Origin of the sequence: Mesorhizobium sp. B2-5-7 (assembly GCF_006440875.1) — a bacterium.
GTDB lineage: Bacteria > Pseudomonadota > Alphaproteobacteria > Rhizobiales > Rhizobiaceae > Mesorhizobium > Mesorhizobium australicum.
In genome coordinates this window covers 722,460-739,473 of the sequence record NZ_VFUO01000003.1, presented here as the reverse complement: position 1 = coordinate 739,473, position 17,014 = coordinate 722,460, and the positions used below count along the sequence as shown (strand labels likewise).

At 64.9% G+C, this 17,014-nt stretch carries 13 protein-coding genes; 3 read left to right on the top strand and 10 right to left on the bottom strand.

All coding sequences use genetic code 11. The annotated features are described in order from the left end of the window. Positions 1 to 49: 49 nt before the first annotated feature. Positions 50 to 478 carry an Lrp/AsnC family transcriptional regulator gene (locus FJ543_RS17525; RefSeq protein WP_140719599.1) on the bottom strand — a complete coding sequence of 143 codons (429 nt, stop codon included), beginning with the start codon at positions 476 to 478 and terminating at the stop codon, positions 50 to 52. A 44-nt stretch (positions 479 to 522) separates the two neighbouring features. On the opposite strand from FJ543_RS17525, the gene FJ543_RS17520 reads away from it, so the two are divergent. Continuing rightward, entirely contained in the window at positions 523 to 1,704 is a 1,182-nt protein-coding gene (locus FJ543_RS17520) for a saccharopine dehydrogenase family protein (RefSeq protein WP_348643256.1), read from the top strand. Between the two features lie 292 nt (positions 1,705 to 1,996). Here FJ543_RS17520 and lpdA read toward each other — a convergent pair whose 3' ends face one another. The 4 genes from lpdA to FJ543_RS17490 form a co-directional block, all read right to left on the bottom strand. Further along, complete coding sequence (gene lpdA, locus FJ543_RS17510) at positions 1,997 to 3,394, bottom strand: dihydrolipoyl dehydrogenase (protein WP_140876128.1); 1,398 nt, start codon at positions 3,392 to 3,394, stop codon at positions 1,997 to 1,999. A gap of 273 nt (positions 3,395 to 3,667) precedes the next feature. After that, the gene (locus FJ543_RS17500) at positions 3,668 to 4,996 is read right to left on the bottom strand and encodes a dihydrolipoamide acetyltransferase family protein (protein WP_140876126.1); all 1,329 of its coding nucleotides are present in this window, start codon (positions 4,994 to 4,996) and stop codon (positions 3,668 to 3,670) included. A gap of 17 nt (positions 4,997 to 5,013) precedes the next feature. Continuing rightward, on the bottom strand, positions 5,014 to 6,027 hold the full coding sequence (locus FJ543_RS17495; protein WP_015314819.1) for an alpha-ketoacid dehydrogenase subunit beta: 1,014 nt from the start codon (positions 6,025 to 6,027) through the stop codon (positions 5,014 to 5,016). Between the two features lie 3 nt (positions 6,028 to 6,030). After that, complete coding sequence (locus FJ543_RS17490; protein ID WP_015314818.1) at positions 6,031 to 7,263, bottom strand: 3-methyl-2-oxobutanoate dehydrogenase (2-methylpropanoyl-transferring) subunit alpha; 1,233 nt, start codon at positions 7,261 to 7,263, stop codon at positions 6,031 to 6,033. Positions 7,264 to 7,836: 573 nt separating this feature from the next. Between FJ543_RS17490 and holA the strand changes: the two genes are divergently transcribed. Continuing rightward, positions 7,837 to 8,880: a DNA polymerase III subunit delta gene (gene holA / locus FJ543_RS17485; protein WP_140876124.1), complete on the top strand. Its 1,044-nt coding sequence runs from the start codon at positions 7,837 to 7,839 to the stop codon at positions 8,878 to 8,880. A 155-nt stretch (positions 8,881 to 9,035) separates the two neighbouring features. On the opposite strand, the gene FJ543_RS17480 is transcribed toward holA, so the two are convergent. The 5 genes from FJ543_RS17480 to mnmE form a co-directional block, all read right to left on the bottom strand. Then, positions 9,036 to 9,920, bottom strand: a complete 885-nt coding sequence (locus FJ543_RS17480; protein ID WP_140876122.1) for a ParB/RepB/Spo0J family partition protein — start codon at positions 9,918 to 9,920, stop codon at positions 9,036 to 9,038. Between the two features lie 65 nt (positions 9,921 to 9,985). Beyond that, a complete protein-coding gene (locus FJ543_RS17475; protein ID WP_031251964.1) occupies positions 9,986 to 10,786 on the bottom strand; it encodes a ParA family protein in 801 nt (266 codons plus the stop codon). Positions 10,787 to 10,840: 54 nt separating this feature from the next. Beyond that, positions 10,841 to 11,473, bottom strand: a complete 633-nt coding sequence (rsmG, locus tag FJ543_RS17470) for a 16S rRNA (guanine(527)-N(7))-methyltransferase RsmG (protein WP_140876120.1) — start codon at positions 11,471 to 11,473, stop codon at positions 10,841 to 10,843. Beyond that, positions 11,470 to 13,353 (bottom strand): tRNA uridine-5-carboxymethylaminomethyl(34) synthesis enzyme MnmG, encoded by a 1,884-nt coding sequence (gene mnmG / locus FJ543_RS17465; RefSeq protein ID WP_140876118.1) that lies wholly within the window; start codon positions 13,351 to 13,353, stop codon positions 11,470 to 11,472. The genes rsmG and mnmG overlap by 4 nt, the downstream gene beginning before the upstream one ends. 185 nt (positions 13,354 to 13,538) lie before the next feature. Further along, entirely contained in the window at positions 13,539 to 14,867 is a 1,329-nt protein-coding gene (gene mnmE / locus FJ543_RS17460) for a tRNA uridine-5-carboxymethylaminomethyl(34) synthesis GTPase MnmE (RefSeq protein ID WP_140876116.1), read from the bottom strand. A 72-nt stretch (positions 14,868 to 14,939) separates the two neighbouring features. Between mnmE and FJ543_RS17455 the strand changes: the two genes are divergently transcribed. Further along, positions 14,940 to 16,958, top strand: coding sequence for a thioredoxin domain-containing protein (locus FJ543_RS17455; protein WP_140876213.1), 2,019 nt, complete (start codon positions 14,940 to 14,942; stop codon positions 16,956 to 16,958). The last annotated feature ends 56 nt before the right edge of the window (positions 16,959 to 17,014 follow it).

The following is a 17,014-nucleotide window of genomic DNA, read 5'->3' as shown; positions in this document are numbered from 1 at the left end:
AGCCGGCGTCGCGGCCATCTCCCCCGCAAGGGGGGAGATGGCCGTAACGTCACCTGTCGATCCGTGTCGACAAAATAATCGACGACGATGTCCGCTCGACCCCCTCCATGGCGCCGATCTGGTCGAGCAGCGTGTCGAGGTCGCGGATCGATGGCGCGTCGACGATGACGATCATGTCGAAATTGCCGCTGACGGAGTGCAGCGTCCTGACCGGCGGCAGCGCCTGCAGGCTGCGCACCACCTTGTCGGCGAGCTTCGGCGTGACGGTGAGCAGCACATGCGCCCTGACCAGCCCCTGCTCATAGTCCGGCGCCAGCCGGACGCCATAGCCGGTGATGATGCCGCGCTGCTCCAGCCGCTCGATCCGGCTTTGCACCGTCGTGCGCGACACGCCGAGCCGCCGCGCCAGTTCGGCCGTCGAGGCGCGCGCGTTGGCGCGCAGCAGCGAGAGCAGGGCTTGTTCGGCATCACTGAGCATTTCGACGAAGCCCTTCGGCAGATCGGTAAAAGATAGGGTTCACTTTGCAGAATTCCACGCTTCCTTTCGACAGGCAAGCTGCGATGGTTTTTGGGAAACGCAGATCGCAGGGGAATTTGAACATGAACAAAATCATTATCGTCGGGGCCGGCAAGATCGGCTCGACCATCGCCGAAATGCTTGCCGCGACGGGCGACTATCAGGTCACTCTCCTCGACCGCTCGGCGGCGCAGCTCGCCGCGGCGGAAGTCCCCGCCGGCGTCGAGACGCTGGAACTCGACATCGCGGCGCCCGGTGCGCTTGAAGCCGCGCTCGCCGGCAAGTTCGCGGTGCTGAGCGCCGCCCCCTTCCACCTCACCACGCGCATCGCCGAGGCGGCGGCCAGCGCCGGCGTGCATTATCTCGATCTCACCGAGGACGTCGTCTCGACCAGGCGGGTCAAGGAACTGGCCCGGACCGCCAAGAGCGCCTTCATCCCGCAATGCGGGTTGGCGCCCGGCTTCATCTCGATCGTCGCCAATGATCTCGCCAGCCGCTTCGACACGCTGGAAAGCGTGCGCATGCGCGTCGGCGCGCTGCCGCAATACCCGTCCAACGCGCTGAATTACAATCTGACCTGGAGCACCGACGGCGTCATCAACGAATATTGCGAGCCTTGCGAGGCGATCGTCGAGGGCGAGCTGGTCGAAGTGCCGCCGCTGGAGGAGCGCGAGGAGTTTTCGCTCGACGGCGTCACCTACGAGGCGTTCAACACCTCCGGTGGACTGGGCACCTTGGCCGAGACGCTGAAGGGCAAGGTACGCACGCTGAACTACCGCACCATCCGCTATCCCGGCCACGCCGCGATCATGAAGGCGCTGCTCAACGACCTTGGGCTGCGCCACCGCCGCGACGTGCTGAAGGACATTTTCGAAAGCGCCCTGCCGGCGACGCTGCAGGACGTGGTCATCGTCTTCGTCACCGTCTCGGGCCGCAGGAACGGCCGCCTGCTGCAGGAGACCTACGCCAACAAGATCTATTCCCGGCGCGTCGGCCGGACGGTGCGCAGCGCCATCCAGATCACCACCGCGTCGGGCATCTGCGCCGTGCTCGACATGCTGGCTGACGGATCGCTGCCGGCGACCGGCTTCGTCAAGCAGGAGGAAATCGCGCTCGATGCCTTCCTCGCCAACCGCTTCGGCCGCGCCTATGCCCAGCATGAAATGGTAAGCCGGCTGGCGGGGTGAGCGACGGCGCCTTTCCTCTCCCCCGTCGACCGGGGGAGAGGTGTCGAGCGAAGCTCGACGGAGTGGGGGTCGACCTGGCTCGGGCTTGTTATTTCAAGCCAGGGTGATGCCTCGTCCTGACCGATTGAGGCTTGTGATGAGTTTTCAGCGGCGGTGCGTCTGAGGACCGGCTTCCCCCACTCCGTCGCTGCTTCGCAGCGCCACCTCTCCCCCCTCCGGAGGGAGAGGAAAGGAGCCTGGGGCAATCGAGCAACTCCTCCCCCTTTACGCCTGACGCGGGAGAGGGGGAGCTCTAAATATGCAGCGCGTGGCCCAGCGCCTTGAGCGCGGCTTCCGGAAACCCTTCGCCTTGCGTCGGATGGGCATGGATCGTCCCTGCGATGTCCTCCAGCCTGGCGCCCATTTCCAGCGCCAGCCCAAACACCGCCGACAGTTCCGACACACCCTGACCGACGGCCTGGATGCCGAGCACCAGGTGATTGTCGGCGCGCGCCACGACGCGGACGAACCCGTCTTCGCCGAGCTTGGTCATGGCGCGGCCATTGGCGGCGAAGGGGAACAGGCCGATCTTGATCTCGCCGCCCTGCGCCTTGGCCTCTTCGGGCGACAGACCCGCCGTCACCAGCTCGGGATCGGTGAAGCAGACAGCCGGGATCGAGCGCTTGTCCCAGCCGCGCTTGTGGCCGGCGACGATCTCCGCGACCATTTCGCCTTGCGCCATCGCCCGGTGCGCCAGCATCGGCTCCCCGGTGACGTCACCGATGGCGAAGACGCCGCGCATCGAGGTCCGGCACTGGTCGTCGATCCGTATGAACTTTCCGGCCCTGTCGAGATCGATCTGGTCGAGTCCCCAGCCTTCCGTCACCGGCTTGCGGCCGACCGTCACCAGCACCTTGTCCGCGGCGACCTTGGTGCTCTTGCCATCCGATGTCTCGACCAGCAGGGCATCGCCGTTTGTCGACAGCCCTTTGGCCTTGGCGCCCAGCATCACCTCGACGCCGAGCGCGGAGAGCCGCTTGACGACAGGCCGGGTCAGCTCGGCGTCATACTGCGCCAGCACGCGCGGCAAGGCTTCGACCACGGTGACCCCCGCACCCATCTTGGCGAAGGCCATGCCGAGTTCGAGCCCGATATAGCCGCCACCGACGACAGCGAGTTTCCTGGGAACCTCACTCAGGGCCAGCGCGTCGGTGGACGAGATCACAGGCCCGCCGAAGGGAAGAAAAGACAACTCGACCGGCGCCGAGCCGGTGGCGATGACGATCGTCTCGGCCCGGATCACCTGGCTTCCGGTCTCGGTCTCGACCTCGACGGTCTTGCCATCGCGAAACCTCGCCCAGCCATGCACGGTCTTCACCCCGGCCTTCTTCAGCAGGCCGGCGACACCGCTGTTGAGCCGGCTGACGATCCCGTCCTTCCAGGCGATGGTTCTGGCCAGGTCGAGCACCGGTGCGGTGACCGAAATGCCGAGCGGGCTGTTGCCGCCGGCCATGTGCGAGACCTTCTCGAACTCCTCCGCCGCATGGATCAGCGCCTTGGACGGGATGCAGCCGACATTGAGGCAGGTGCCGCCGGGCTTCGCAGCCTCGACAATCACGGTGTCGACGCCGAGCTGCCCGGCGCGGATGGCGCAGACATAACCCCCCGGGCCGGCGCCGACGACGAGCAGCTTGCAGGAGATTTCCTTCATGTTGGCAGCTTCCTTGTCGTGAGAGCCGTCAACGTCCTCCCATCCAACCCAGCGCTGCCCCTCATCCGCCTGCCGGCACCTTCTCCCCGTATAGTTACGGGGAGAAGGGATTGGCCGCGATGTTGGCGCCCTCGTCTGCAACGCTGCCGATTGGCGAAACCATGGATAACGGCGTCTTTCTCCCCGTCACTATACGGGGAGAAATGCCCGGCAGGGCAATGAGGGGCGGCGCGGCGCCCGCCAATGGAAACTCGAGAACGCATCACATCTCCCTCAATCCACGAAAATCAGCGCCGGCGTCTCCAGCAGCGCCTTGATCCGCTGGATGAACACCGCCGCGTCCCAGCCATCGATGACGCGGTGGTCGAAGCTCGACGACAGGTTCATCATCTTGCGCGGGATGAACTGGGTGCCGTCCCAAACCGGCCGCACCATCATCTTGTTGACGCCGATGATCGCCACTTCGGGGTGGTTGATCACAGGCGTCGTCGCCACGCCACCCATGGCGCCGAGCGAGGTGATGGTGATGGTCGAGCCGGACAGCTCGTCCCGTGTCGCCGTGCCTGACTTCGCGGCCTCGGCCAGCCTGGCCACCTCGGTGGCACAGTCCCAGACGTCGCGCGCCTCGGCATGCTTGACGACAGGCACCACCAGGCCCGACGGTGTCTGCGCGGCAATGCCGATATGGATGCCGCCATGCTGGTGGATGATACCAGCCTCGTCGTCGAACAGGGAATTGAGCTGGGGCTGGTCCGCGATCGCCTTGACCATCGCCCGCATCAGGAACGGCAGCAAGGTCAGCTTCGGCCTCTCCGCGCCGCCCTTGGCAACACGCTTTTCCTTGTTGAGCGCGGCGCGCAATTCCTCGAGCGCCGTGACGTCGATCTCCTCGACATAGGTGATGTGCGGGATGCGCGACTTCGACAGCGTCATCTTCTCGGCGATCTTGCGCCGCAGGCCGACCAGTTTGATGTCCTCGACGGTGTCGTCGCGGGCGAGGCCCGGCCCCCTGGCCGCTTGCGGCCCGCGCGCCAGGAACGCCTCCAGGTCCTCGTGGCCGATGCGGCCGACCGGACCGGTCCCCGCCACCTGCCTGAGATCGATGCCCGCCTCTTTCGCCCGCAAGCGGACAGCGGGGGAGGCCAACGGCTTTTCGCCTTCCGGACGCGGCGCGCCCGAAGCCGAGGAGCGCGTCACGGTTTTCGGCGCCGACGACGACGATGCGGGTTTCGCCGGTGTCTCGGCGGGTTTTGCCGGCTTGGGCGGCGAAGCGGCTTCGGGCTTCGGGCTCGGCAGCCTGACGGGCGGCTCGGCCCCGGTCGCCGGTTCAGCCTCCTTGCCGGGTTTCACATTGCCATCGCCCGCCACTTTCAGCCGCACGATCGGTGAACCGATCGCCACCGTGTCGCCGATCTCGGCGCCCAGCCACAGGATTTCGCCATCGACGGGCGACGGGATTTCGACCGTCGCCTTGTCGGTCATCACGGCGGCGAGCACCGTGTCCTCGCGCACGATGTCGCCGATCTTGACATGCCATTCGACGAGCTCGGCCTCGGCGACACCCTCGCCGACATCGGGCAGCTTGATGATGTGTTCGCCCATCTCAGGCCTCCCCCACTCTAGGCTTCCAATGTTTCAAGCAAAGCGCGGCCGACACGCGCGGGACCGGGAAAATACTCCCACTCCTGCGCATGCGGATAGGGCGTGTCCCAGCCGGCGACGCGGGCCACCGGCGCCTCGAGGTGATAGAAGCAGTTTTCCTGCACCAGCGCCGACAGTTCGGCGCCGAAGCCCGAGGTCAGCGTCGCCTCATGCACGACGACGCAGCGCCCGGTCTTCTTGACCGAGGCCACGATCGTGTCGAGATCGAGCGGCAGCAGCGTCCTCAGATCGATGATCTCGGCGTCGATGCCGGTCTCCTCGGCGGCCGCTTGGGCGACATAGACCATGGTGCCGTAGGCGAGCACCGTGACCGCCGCGCCCGCCCTGCGGATGGCGGCCTTGCCCAGCGGTACGGTGTAGTGGCCGTCGGCGACCTCGCCGAGCTCGTGCTTCGACCATGGCGTCACCGGCCGGTCGTGATGGCCGTCGAACGGGCCGTTGTAGAGCCGCTTCGGCTCGAGGAAGATCACCGGATCGGGGTCCTCGATCGCCGCGATCAAAAGCCCCTTGGCATCATGCGGGTTGGATGGAACCACCGTCTTCAGGCCCGACACATGGGTGAACAAGGCTTCCGGGCTCTGGCTATGCGTCTGGCCGCCGAAAATGCCGCCGCCGGTCGGCATACGGACAACGATCGGGCAGGTGAAGTCGCCATTCGAGCGGTAGCGCAGCCTCGCCGCTTCCTGCGTCAACTGGTCGTAGGCCGGATACATGTAGTCGGCAAACTGAATTTCCACGCAGGGCTTCAAACCATAGGCGGCCATGCCGATGGCCGAGCCGACAATGCCGGATTCGTTGATCGGCGCGTCGAAGCAGCGGCTCTTGCCATATTTGGCCTGCAGCCCGTGCGTGACGCGAAAAACGCCGCCGAAGAAGCCGACATCCTCGCCGAACACGACGACCTTGTCGTCGCGCTCCATCGACACGTCCATGGCGTCGCGGATGGCCTCGATCATGGTCCGTCTTGGCATGGCTCAGACTCCCGCCTGCTGGCGCTGGCGCCTGAGATGCGGCGGCATCTCGGCAAACACACCCTCGAACATCTCGCGTGTCGACGGCTTGCCGCCGGCATGCAGCGTGCCGTGGCTTTCCGCTTCCTTCTGCGCCGCGATCACCGTGTCGAGGATTTCGGCCTCGGCCTGCGCATGCCGTTCGTCCGACCAGACACCGAGTTTGATGAGATGGTTCTTCAGCCGCACGACCGGGTCGCCGAGCGGCCAGGCGTCGGACTCGGTCTTCGGCCGGTAGGCGGAGGGATCGTCCGAGCTCGAATGGGCGCCGGCGCGGTAGGTGACATATTCGACCAGCGTCGGCCCGAGGTTGTCCCGCGCCCTTGTCGCCGCCCATTTGGCCACCGCGTGCACGGCCAGATAATCATTGCCGTCGACGCGCAGCGACGGGATGCCGAAGCCGAGCCCCCGGGCCGCGAAGGTGCCGGAGCCGCCGCGCGCGATGCCCTGAAAAGTCGAGATCGCCCACTGGTTGTTGACGACATTGAGCACGACCGGCGCCTTGTAGGTGGAGGCGAACACCAGCGCCGAATGGAAATCGGATTCCGCTGTCGAGCCGTCGCCGATCCAGGCCGCGGCGATCCTGGAATCGTTGGAGATCGCCGACGCCATCGCCCAGCCGACCGCCTGGATGTACTGCGTGGCCAGATTGCCCGAGATCGAGAAGAAGCCGTGCTCCTTCGACGAATACATGATCGGCAGCTGCCGGCCCTTCAGCGGATCGGCCTCGTTGGAATAGATCTGGTTCATCATCGTGACCATCGGATAGCCGTCGGCGATCAGCAGACCGGCCTGGCGATAGGTCGGGAAATTCATGTCGCCGGGCGCGAGCGCCTTGCGGAAGGCGCAGCTCACCGCTTCCTCGCCGAGATGCTGCATGTAGAAGGAGGTCTTGCCCTGGCGCTGCGCCATCTGCATGCGCGCATCGAAGGTGCGCAGCGTCATCATGTTGCGCAGGCCTTCCAGCAATTCCTCGCTGGACAGCAGCCCGGCCCACGGCCCGACGGCCTCGCCATTGCGGTTCAGCACCCGGATGATCGAAAAGGCCATGTCGCGGATGGTGCGCGGATCGACGTCGATATCGGGGCGTGGCACGGAGCCGGCCTCGGCGATGGTCACATTGGAGAAATCAGGCGTCCCGCCCGGCCGCACTTCCGGCTCCGGAACGTGAAACCGCAACATCCCAGCATCGGCCATGACCTCAAGTCCTCCAATGTTGCCTGGCAGGGATATTTGCATATCCGCGCCGCCAGTGCGAACGCGTCGGGGTGTCGGTTCCGGCCGCGCCGGCCGATCCGGCGTCCCCCGCTCAAGATGAAGATATGTCCGCGAAATTTCTTGTCGATGTTGGGCGGCCGCACGCAATTTGGCGCATGGTTGTGCCGTGTTTGTCGCCAGATAAGGTGATTGGCTGGCAAGACTTGGTTCCATGCCTCCTTTTGTGCCTCCGCAAGCAGGGAAAATTGGGGGTTCGCCATCCTTGGCGCCCTTCCTCTCCCCCGTCGATCGCGGGAGAGGTGGCGAGCGAAGCTCGACGGAGTTGGGGGTCGACCTGGCTCGGGGGTCATCTCGAGTCGGGACGACGCCTCGCCCTGAATGAGGCTCTGTGATGAGTGCCAGTGCCGGCGGATTTGAGGACGGGCTTCCCCCACTCCGTCCCGGCTGCGCCGGGCCACCTCTCCCCCCTCCGGAGGGAGAGGAATGGGCCAAGGTTGGCGATCCGAGCAGGAAGACGTTCACTCCATCCCAGCATCATGCTAACCACCCTGCATGGCACAGAAGAAAGCTTTCGAGGTTGACGGTTGGCTGGCGCGGCCTGATCCGCGCATCTCGATCGTCCTGCTTTATGGCCCCGATCGCGGCCTTGTCTCCGAGCGGGCGAAGGCATTTGCCGGAAAGACCGGCCTGCCGCTCGACGACCCGTTCTCGGTGGTCAGGCTCGAGGGTTCGGAGGTCGATCGCGACGAGGGCCGCCTCCTCGACGAGGCCCGCACCGTGCCGATGTTTTCCGACCGGCGGCTGCTCTGGGTGCGCAATGCCAGCGGCCAGAAGGCGCTGGCCGACGACGTCAAGGCACTGACGGCGGAGCCGGTGCGCGACGCCATCATTCTCATTGAGGCCGGCGATCTGAAGAAAGGCGTCGGGCTGCGCGCCGTGGTCGAGGGCGCGGACAATGCCATGGCGCTGCCTTGCTACGCCGATGAGGCCCGTGACATCGACACGGTCATCGACGACGAACTGCGCAAGGCCGGCATGGCGATGACATTGGAGGCCAGACAGGCGCTGCGCCGCAATCTCGGTGGCGACCGGCTGGCCTCGCGCGGCGAGATCGAAAAACTCGTCCTCTACGCCCACGGCCAGAAGGAGATCGGGCTGGAAGAGGTGAGAGCCATGTCCGGCGACGTGTCCGGCGCCTCTTACGACGACGCCGTCGACGCGCTGCTCGAAGGCAAGGTCGGCGACTTCGACACCGCTTTTACGCGCCACTGCCAGGGCGGCGGGCAGCCCTTCCAGGTGCTGTCCTCGGCGATGCGGCAGCTGCAGCAGATCCAGGTCATGCGCGGCCAGATGGAGACGGGCGGCCGCAACGCCGCTTCCGTCGTTGCCGCCGCGCGGCCGCCGGTCTTTTTCTCCAGGCGCAAGCTGGTGGAGAAGACCCTCGACCGCTGGAACAGCGAAGCGCTCGGCCGCGCGCTGACCCGGTTGCATCAGGCCGTGCTGCAGACGCGGCGACGCCCGGACCTGTCCGTCGCGCTCGCAAGGCAGGCGCTGCTCGGCATCGCGGTGGAAAGCGCGAGGCTGGGGCAGCGGTAGAGAAATTGGCCGCCGGCGTTGCAAGAAAGGCGCCGGCGTCGCACACCCAGCCTCTTCTCCCCATCTCTATACGGGGAGAAGGTCCCGGCAGGGGGACGAGGGGCGGCGCCGACCGCCGGGAACAACGCTGTACCGCATAATTTGCCGGCTAAACGTTAATCCTGCTTCAGCCGCCTGCACAGCTCGTCGAGCTGTTCCAGGCTGCGATAGGCGACCCGCAGCACCCCGCCCTTGCCCTTGTGGTCGACCGTCACGATCATGCCGGTCGTGTCGGTGAGCAGCTTTTCCAGCGCCAGCGTGTCGGCGTCTTTTTCGGCGGTAGGCGCGGCTGGTTTGGTGCCGTTGGAACTGGCGCCGGCCGGCATCTGCGCCAGCGCTTCGGCCTGGCGCACCGAAAGTCCCTCTTCGACGATGCGCTTGGCGAGACCGGCCGGATCCTCCGCCGTCACCAGCGTGCGGGCGTGGCCCGCCGACAGTGCGCCGTCGACCAGCATGTCGCGGATCACGTCGGGAAGCTTCAACAATCTCAACGTGTTGGCGACATGGCTGCGGCTCTTGCCGATGACCTGGCCGAGATCGGCCTGGGTGTAGCCATGGTCGTCGATGAGCTGCTGGTAACCCTGCGCTTCTTCGACCGGATTGAGGTCGGCGCGCTGCACGTTCTCGATGATCGCCAGTTCCAGCGCGGTGCGGTCGTTGACGTCGCGGATGATGACCGGGATCTCGGTCAGCCCGGCGCGCTGCGCCGCCCGCCAGCGCCGCTCGCCGGCAATGATCTCGTAGCGGCCGGCCTGCGTCGGCGAAGGCCGCGCCACGACCGGCTGCACCACGCCATGTTCGCGGATCGACTGGGCAAGGTCGGTCAGTTCGGCATCGCCGAAATGCCGGCGCGGATTTTTCGGATTGGCGCTGATGAACTCGATCGGCACCTTGCCGTCGGCGCTCATGCCGGGCTTTTCCGGGGCCGCCGGGCGATCGATCTCGCCGATCAGTGCTGCCAGCCCGCGACCCAGTCTTTTCCTCGAGAGATCTTCGCTCATCTTTATTCCACGTCTATTTCGGCTCGTTTCGGTATCGAATCAGCTGTAATGTGCGTCGGTTCTAATCAAGCGGCGCGCAATTTGCGCTCGCGGCGGATCACTTCGGACGCCAGCTGCAGATAGGCCTGGCTGCCCGAGCATTTCAGGTCATAGAGAATGGCCGGCTTGCCATAGGAGGGGGCTTCGGACACCCGCACATTGCGCGGAATGATCGTTTCGTAGACCTTGTCGCCCATATGCTCGCGCACGTCCTGCACCACCTGGTTGGCGAGATTGTTGCGACCGTCATACATGGTCAGCACGATACCCTGGATGGTAAGGTCCGGATTGATCGAGCGACGCACCTGCTCGACGGTTTCGAGCAACTGGCTGAGACCCTCCAGCGCGAAGAACTCGCATTGCAGCGGCACGAGAACGGAATCGGCCGCGGCCATTGAATTCAAAGTCAAAAGATTGAGCGAGGGCGGGCAATCGATCAGCACATAGCCGAAGGGTGCCCCGCGCTCGGTCGCGGCACGCAGCGCGTTGCGCAGCTTGAGCACCCGGTCGGGTGCCGAGGCGATCTCCATCTCGATGCCGAGCAGGTCCAGCGTCGAAGGCACGATGGAAAGGCCTGGCACCGCGGTCGGAATGGCGGCGGCTTCCAGATCCAGTTCGCCCGTCAGCACGTCGTAGGACGAGACCGTCCGGTCCTTGCGGTCGATGCCGAGGCCGGTGCTGGCATTGCCTTGCGGGTCGAGGTCGACGATCAGCACTTTCTCGCCGATTGCCGCCAGCGCGGTGGCCAAATTGATGGCGGTGGTGGTCTTGCCGACACCGCCCTTCTGGTTGGCTACGGTGATGATTCGAGGGCCGTTCTTCATCATGGGTCTATGCCAGAAATTCATCTTGGGTCGCCGAACACTCAGACCGGTCTCGGTTCAGACAGGTCGCACATTGGACAATTCGAGGATGACGCCGCTGGCGTCGGTCACGCTTGGATGTTCTACCAGATCGAAGGTCCACCGGTTAACGCTTTCTTGCACTTCGGCGCGATAATCCCGGCCTTTGTGGAACAGCGCCCGCGCGCCCGAGGCCAGCCATGGGGCCGACAGGTCCAGCAGCACCGAAAGCGGTGCCAGCGCCCGTGCGGTGACGATTTCCGGCTTCGAAACAAGCACATGGCTGTCCTCGATGCGGCGCGCCACGACCCGCGCCGGCAGACCGAACTGCCCGACGACCGTCTGCAAAAACGACGCTTTCTTGCGGTTGCTTTCGACCAGATCGATGCTGGCGCCCGGGCGGTCGCCGAGCAGAAAGGCCATGACAAGCCCGGGAAATCCGCCACCAGAACCGATGTCGACCCAATGCATGGCATCGGGCTCTATCCCGGCGAGTTGCGCGCTGTCCAGAATGTGGCGCTGCCAGACATCGCCCGAGGTCGACTGCGCCACGAGATTGATGCTGCGGTTCCATTTCTGGAACATCGCTTCGAACGCCACCAGGCGATCGAATGTTTCACGTGAAACCGGGCCGGCTGCCTCCTGCAGCCGCTCACGGGAGAATGAACTCACGCAACGTCCCTCTGCTCGGCTTTCGGCACCGATTCCCAATGGCGGACATGCGCGACGATGATCGCCAACGCTGCCGGCGTCATGCCTTCCATGCGCTGCGCTTCCGCGATGGAGCGCGGCCGCCGCGCGTGCATCTTCTGCTGCAGCTCATTGGACAGGCCGGGCACGCCGGCAAAATCGATGCTGTCCGGAATCAGCCTGCTCTCTTCACGCCGGATCTGAGCGACATCCGTGCTCTGGCGATCCACATAAACCGAATATTTCGCTTCCGTTTCGAGACGCTCCGCGGTCTTGGTATCGACGTGGTGAAATTTCGGTTCGACCCCAGCCAGCCAGGCCACATCGACAGCGGGATAGGCCAGCAGTTCAAAGCCGGACCGGCGCACGCCGTCGCGATTGATCTCCAAACCGTGCCGTGCCGCCTCGTTCGGCGTCATGGTCAATGAAAGCGCCATCTCACGCGCTTCATCCAGCCGCTCCATGACATCGCCATAACGCTGCATCCGCGCAGCCGAGGCGATCCCCAGCGTCTGCGCCAGCGGCGTCAGCCGCTCATCGGCGTTGTCGGCGCGCAGCGAGAGCCGGAACTCGGCCCTCGACGTGAACATCCGATAGGGTTCACTGATGCCGCGACTGGTCAAATCGTCGACCATCACACCGATATAGGCCTGGGTGCGGCTGAGCACGATCGGTGCTCCGCCCGCCGCCCGCCGCGCCGCATTGAGGCCGGCGAGCACGCCCTGGCCGGCGGCCTCTTCATAACCGGTCGTGCCGTTGATCTGCCCGGCCAGAAAAAGCCCGGCAACGCGCCTGGTTTCAAGTGTGGGATGCAGTTCGCGCGGATCGACATGATCATATTCGATGGCATAGCCAGGCTGCAGCATGGCCGCATGCTCCAAACCGGGAATAGTCTTCAATATCTCCAGCTGAACGTCTTCCGGCAGCGAGGTCGAAATGCCGTTGGGATAGACGGTGTGGTCGTCGAGCCCCTCCGGCTCGAGGAAGATCTGGTGCCCGTCCCGGTCGCCGAACTTGACGATCTTGTCCTCGATCGACGGGCAATAGCGCGGCCCAACCCCTTCGATCGAGCCGGAATACATGGCCGAGCGGCCAAGATTGGCGCGGATCAGCTCATGCGTGGCTGTCGTCGTGCGGGTGATGCCGCAATCGATCTGCGGCGTCCCGATACGGTCGGTCATCAGCGAGAATGGCACGGGATTCTCGTCCGCCGCCTGGCTTTCCAGCGACGCCCAATCGATGGTTCGTCCGTCCAGTCGCGGCGGCGTGCCGGTCTTGAGCCGCCCGAGCTTGAAGCCGGCGCGGTCCATCGTTGCCGACAGCCCCATGCTGGCCTTCTCGTTCATGCGGCCCGCGACGATCTTCTTTTCACCGATGTGAATGAGGCCGCGCAGGAAGGTTCCCGTCGTCAGCACCACGGCGCCGCAGGCAAGCCGGCGGCCGTCAGCCAGGAGAACCGCTACGATATTTCCATCGGAGATCTCGAAATCGAGAACTTCGCCCTCCACGACCTCGAGATCGTTCTGCTGCCGAATCGCTTCCTGCATGGCAAGGCGATAGAGTTTTCTGTCGGCCTGTGTGCGCGGGCCGCGCACCGCCGGACCCTTGCGGCGGTTGAGCAGGCGGAACTGGATGCCGGCTGCGTCCGCCACACGGCCCATCAGCCCGTCCATGGCGTCGATCTCGCGCACCAGATGCCCCTTGCCGAGCCCGCCGATGGCAGGGTTGCACGACATCACGCCGATCGTGTCGAAACGCAGCGTCACCAGCGCGGTGCTCGCGCCAGCGCGCGCAGCGGCGCTGGCCGCCTCGCAACCCGCATGGCCGCCGCCCACCACAACCACATCATAGTGATCGGTCATTCCATATAGGTCCCGGACTCGAAGAAGATGAGCGACACATGTCCCCGCGAGGCGGGACTGTCAAGAAAACTTCCACGCAGGCGTTTCACGTGAAACAGCCAAACCCCGCTTCTAGCGGCGTTTCACCGTTTGATTGTTTCACGTGAGTCAACACGAGCTTCGGCAGCCATAATGTTTCACGTGAGTCATTTTCCAATGCAGAACTGGGAAAAGATCACGTCGAGCAAGTCTTCGACCTCCACCGCACCCACTATCCGTCCCAGGCGATCCGCTGCCAGGCGCAGCTCTTCGGCGCGCAATTCCTGAGGCATGCGTTCATCGGCGGCGCGGTGCAGATGCCGGTTCGCCGCGTCGAGCAACTCGACATGGCGTAGCCGTGACGGCAGCACATCGCCGCTAACGCCGGCCGCCTCGGCAGCGCGGCGACCGATCTCCGCCAGCAATCCATCCACACCCGTCCCGTCGACCACCGATATACCAAACTCGTAGAGCCCAGCTGCATCCTGGGTCGCTCCCTTACCGAGCAGGTCGAGCTTGGTGCCGACGCGCAATGCCGGTGTCGACATTGGCAGCGGGCCGGCGTCCTTGGGGTCCGCGGCGTCCTCGAGCAGCAGCAGCAGATCGGCGCAATCCGCCTTGGCTCTTGCCTTCTCGATGCCGATCGCCTCGATTTTGCCAGGCGCTTCCCGCAACCCGGCCGTGTCGGTCAACCTAACGCGCAAGCCCCGGAGATCCAGCACCACCTCCAGCAAATCTCGGGTGGTGCCGGGCTCATCCGTTACAATAGCGGCATCGCGCCGCGCCAAGGCATTGAACAGGCTGGACTTGCCGGCATTGGGCGCGCCAAGAATGACGACCTCGAAGCCGTCGCGGATGATCTCGGCGGCATGGAAGCCGGCAATGTGGCGGTCGATCTCCGATATCATCGACCTCACGTCGGACCAAACCGTATCCGAAACGGAACCCGGTACATCGTCTTCATCGGCGAAGTCGATCTCGGCCTCGATCATGGCCCGCGCATGGATCAGGCGCCGACGCCAGCCGAGGTAGAGCGCGCTCTGCGCGCCCCCGGCGTTCTGGATGGCAAAACGCCGCTGCGCCTCGGTTTCAGCATTGACTAGGTCGGCCAGCGCCTCCGTCTCGACCAGATCGACCTTGCCGTTGAAGAAGGCGCGGCGCGTGAATTCTCCGGGCTCGGCATGCCTGACGCCGTCGAAATCAGCGATCGTTTCCAGCATCCTGGCCACCACGGCGCGCCCGCCATGAACATGGAACTCGGCGACATCCTCGCCGGTGAAGCTCGCCGGACCGGGAAAGAACAGAACCAAGCCGTTATCGAGCACGGTTCCATCCGGAGCCCTGAATCTCCGCAGAACCGCAGCCCGCGCCTTAACCATGCCGCCAACGATCGTTTCGATCACGAATCGAGTCTGCGGGCCGGATATGCGCAGCACCGCGACTCCGGCCGGAAGCCGGCCGCTCGACAGCGCCACGATCGAATCGCCTGAAATCATTTGCCCGCTCTACCGAACCGCCCTAGCTTTCGCTTCATCACCGCCCCGGATTGCTCCTGAAAGTTGGCCATTGTGACATTGCCCGCGCAAAACCTGCTTGCCGACGAGGCCAGCCCCTATCTGCAGCAGCACAGCGGCAACCCCGTACATTGGCGGGGATGGTCACCGGCATCGCTGGAAGAGGCAAAGGCGCTGGACAGGCCTATCCTGCTCTCCATCGGCTATGCCGCCTGCCATTGGTGCCATGTCATGGCCCATGAAAGCTTCGAGAACGACGATGTCGCCGCCGTCATGAACCGTCTGTTCGTCAATATCAAGGTGGACCGCGAGGAGCGACCCGACATTGACCAGATCTATATGGCGGCCCTGTCCTCGATGGGCGAGCAGGGCGGCTGGCCGCTGACCATGTTCCTGACCCCCGACGGCAAGCCGTTCTGGGGCGGCACCTATTTCCCGCGCGAGCCGCGCTATGGCCGTCCGGGGTTCATCCAGGTGATGGAAGCGGTCGACAAGGCATGGCGCGAGAAGCGGGCAAGCCTGCACCAGAGCGCCGACGGCCTGACCTCGCATGTCGAGGCGCGGCTCTCGGCCACGCATTCCAAGGCACTTCTCGATCGCGATATGCTGTCCGACCTTGCCGGCCGCGTCAGTGGCATGATCGACCGCGACCGCGGCGGGCTCGCCGGCGCGCCGAAATTCCCGAACGCGCCGTTCATGCAGACGCTGTGGCTGTCCTGGCTGCGGGACGGCAATGCCGCGCATCGCGACGACGTCCTCGTCAGCCTCGAGCATATGCTGAGCGGCGGCATCTACGATCACATTGGCGGCGGGCTCAGCCGCTACTCGACGGACGCCGAATGGCTGGTGCCGCATTTCGAGAAGATGCTCTACGACAATGCGCAGCTCATCCGCTTCTGCAACTGGGCCCTCGCGGCGACCGGCAATGATTTGTTCCGGGTCCGAATCGAGGACACGGTCGACTGGCTGCTGCGCGAAATGCGTGTCGAAGGCGGCGCCTTCGCCGCCAGCCTCGATGCCGATAGCGATGGCGAGGAAGGCCTGTTCTACACCTGGAGCAGGGAGGAGGTCGAATCTGTTCTGGGAGACGATTCAGCCTTGTTTTTCAACTACTTCACCCTTTCCAGCCCGCCCGGATGGGAAGGCAAGCCGGTGCTCCATCAGACCCTCTCCCAGCAGGCGCTTGGTGTTGCCGACCGGGAACGGCTTGTCCCGCTCAAGGCAAGGCTTCTCGCTGTCCGGGAACAACGCGTCAGGCCGGGCCTGGACGCAAAGACCCTTACCGACTGGAACGGCCTGATGATCGCCGCCCTTGCCGAGGCGGGTCGTTCGCTGGCGCGGCCGGATTGGATCGAGGCCGCGGCCAAGGCCTTTGCCCATATCGGCAAAGCCGGCCGCGACGGTCGCTTGCCGCATTCCATGCTTGGCGTCCGGAAACTGTTTCCCGCACTGTCGAGCGACTATGCCGCCATGGCCAACGCGGCGATCTCGCTGTTCGAGGCCACTGAGGACTGGAGCTATGTCGAGCAGGCCAGCCAGTTCCTTGGACAGCTCGACCGTTGGCACGCCGACGTGGAAGGCACGGGCTATTATCTGACTGCCTCGGACAGCACCGACGTGCCGATCCGCATCCGGGGCGATGTCGACGAGGCCATCCTGTCGGCCACCAGCCAGATCATCGAGGCGCAGGTCCGGCTGGCTTCTATTACCGGCAACCTCGACTTGCAGGAGAAGGCGTGGAAAACGGCCGAGCATGCCGCCGGCCGCGCTGCGCACCAGGCCTATGGCCAGACGGGAATCGTCAATGCCTGCGCGCTTGCCCTCGAGCCGCTGAAACTGGTCATCGTCGACGGCCTGGAGGATCCGAAGCTCATTCCGGTGGCGAATCGAAACCCGGATCCGCGTCGCGTCGATATCGTCGTGCCAATCGGTACGGCGGCGAATCGACCCTTGCTCCCCGGCGGGATCCTGCCTCCGACCAACCGGCACGGCGCCTGGTTGTGCACCGGCCAGGTCTGCCTGCCGGTGGTTACGGATGTTGACGAATTGGAAGGATTGTTGCGGCGAAAGTGATTCGTCATCCTCGGGCTTGATCCGAGGATGACGAAGATAAGGCTCTGCCGCGCCTC

Coding starts and splice junctions, on each gene's coding strand:
- FJ543_RS17525 (WP_140719599.1), bottom strand. CDS start 478: ATGCTCAGTGATGCCGAACAAGCCCTGCTCTCGCTGCTGCGCGCCAAC.
- lpdA (WP_140876128.1), bottom strand. CDS start 3,394: ATGAAGGAAATCTCCTGCAAGCTGCTCGTCGTCGGCGCCGGCCCGGGG.
- FJ543_RS17500 (WP_140876126.1), bottom strand. CDS start 4,996: ATGGGCGAACACATCATCAAGCTGCCCGATGTCGGCGAGGGTGTCGCC.
- FJ543_RS17495 (WP_015314819.1), bottom strand. CDS start 6,027: ATGCCAAGACGGACCATGATCGAGGCCATCCGCGACGCCATGGACGTG.
- FJ543_RS17490 (WP_015314818.1), bottom strand. CDS start 7,263: ATGGCCGATGCTGGGATGTTGCGGTTTCACGTTCCGGAGCCGGAAGTG.
- holA (WP_140876124.1), top strand. CDS start 7,837: ATGGCACAGAAGAAAGCTTTCGAGGTTGACGGTTGGCTGGCGCGGCCT.
- FJ543_RS17480 (WP_140876122.1), bottom strand. CDS start 9,920: ATGAGCGAAGATCTCTCGAGGAAAAGACTGGGTCGCGGGCTGGCAGCA.
- FJ543_RS17475 (WP_031251964.1), bottom strand. CDS start 10,786: ATGATGAAGAACGGCCCTCGAATCATCACCGTAGCCAACCAGAAGGGC.
- mnmG (WP_140876118.1), bottom strand. CDS start 13,353: ATGACCGATCACTATGATGTGGTTGTGGTGGGCGGCGGCCATGCGGGT.
- mnmE (WP_140876116.1), bottom strand. CDS start 14,867: ATGATTTCAGGCGATTCGATCGTGGCGCTGTCGAGCGGCCGGCTTCCG.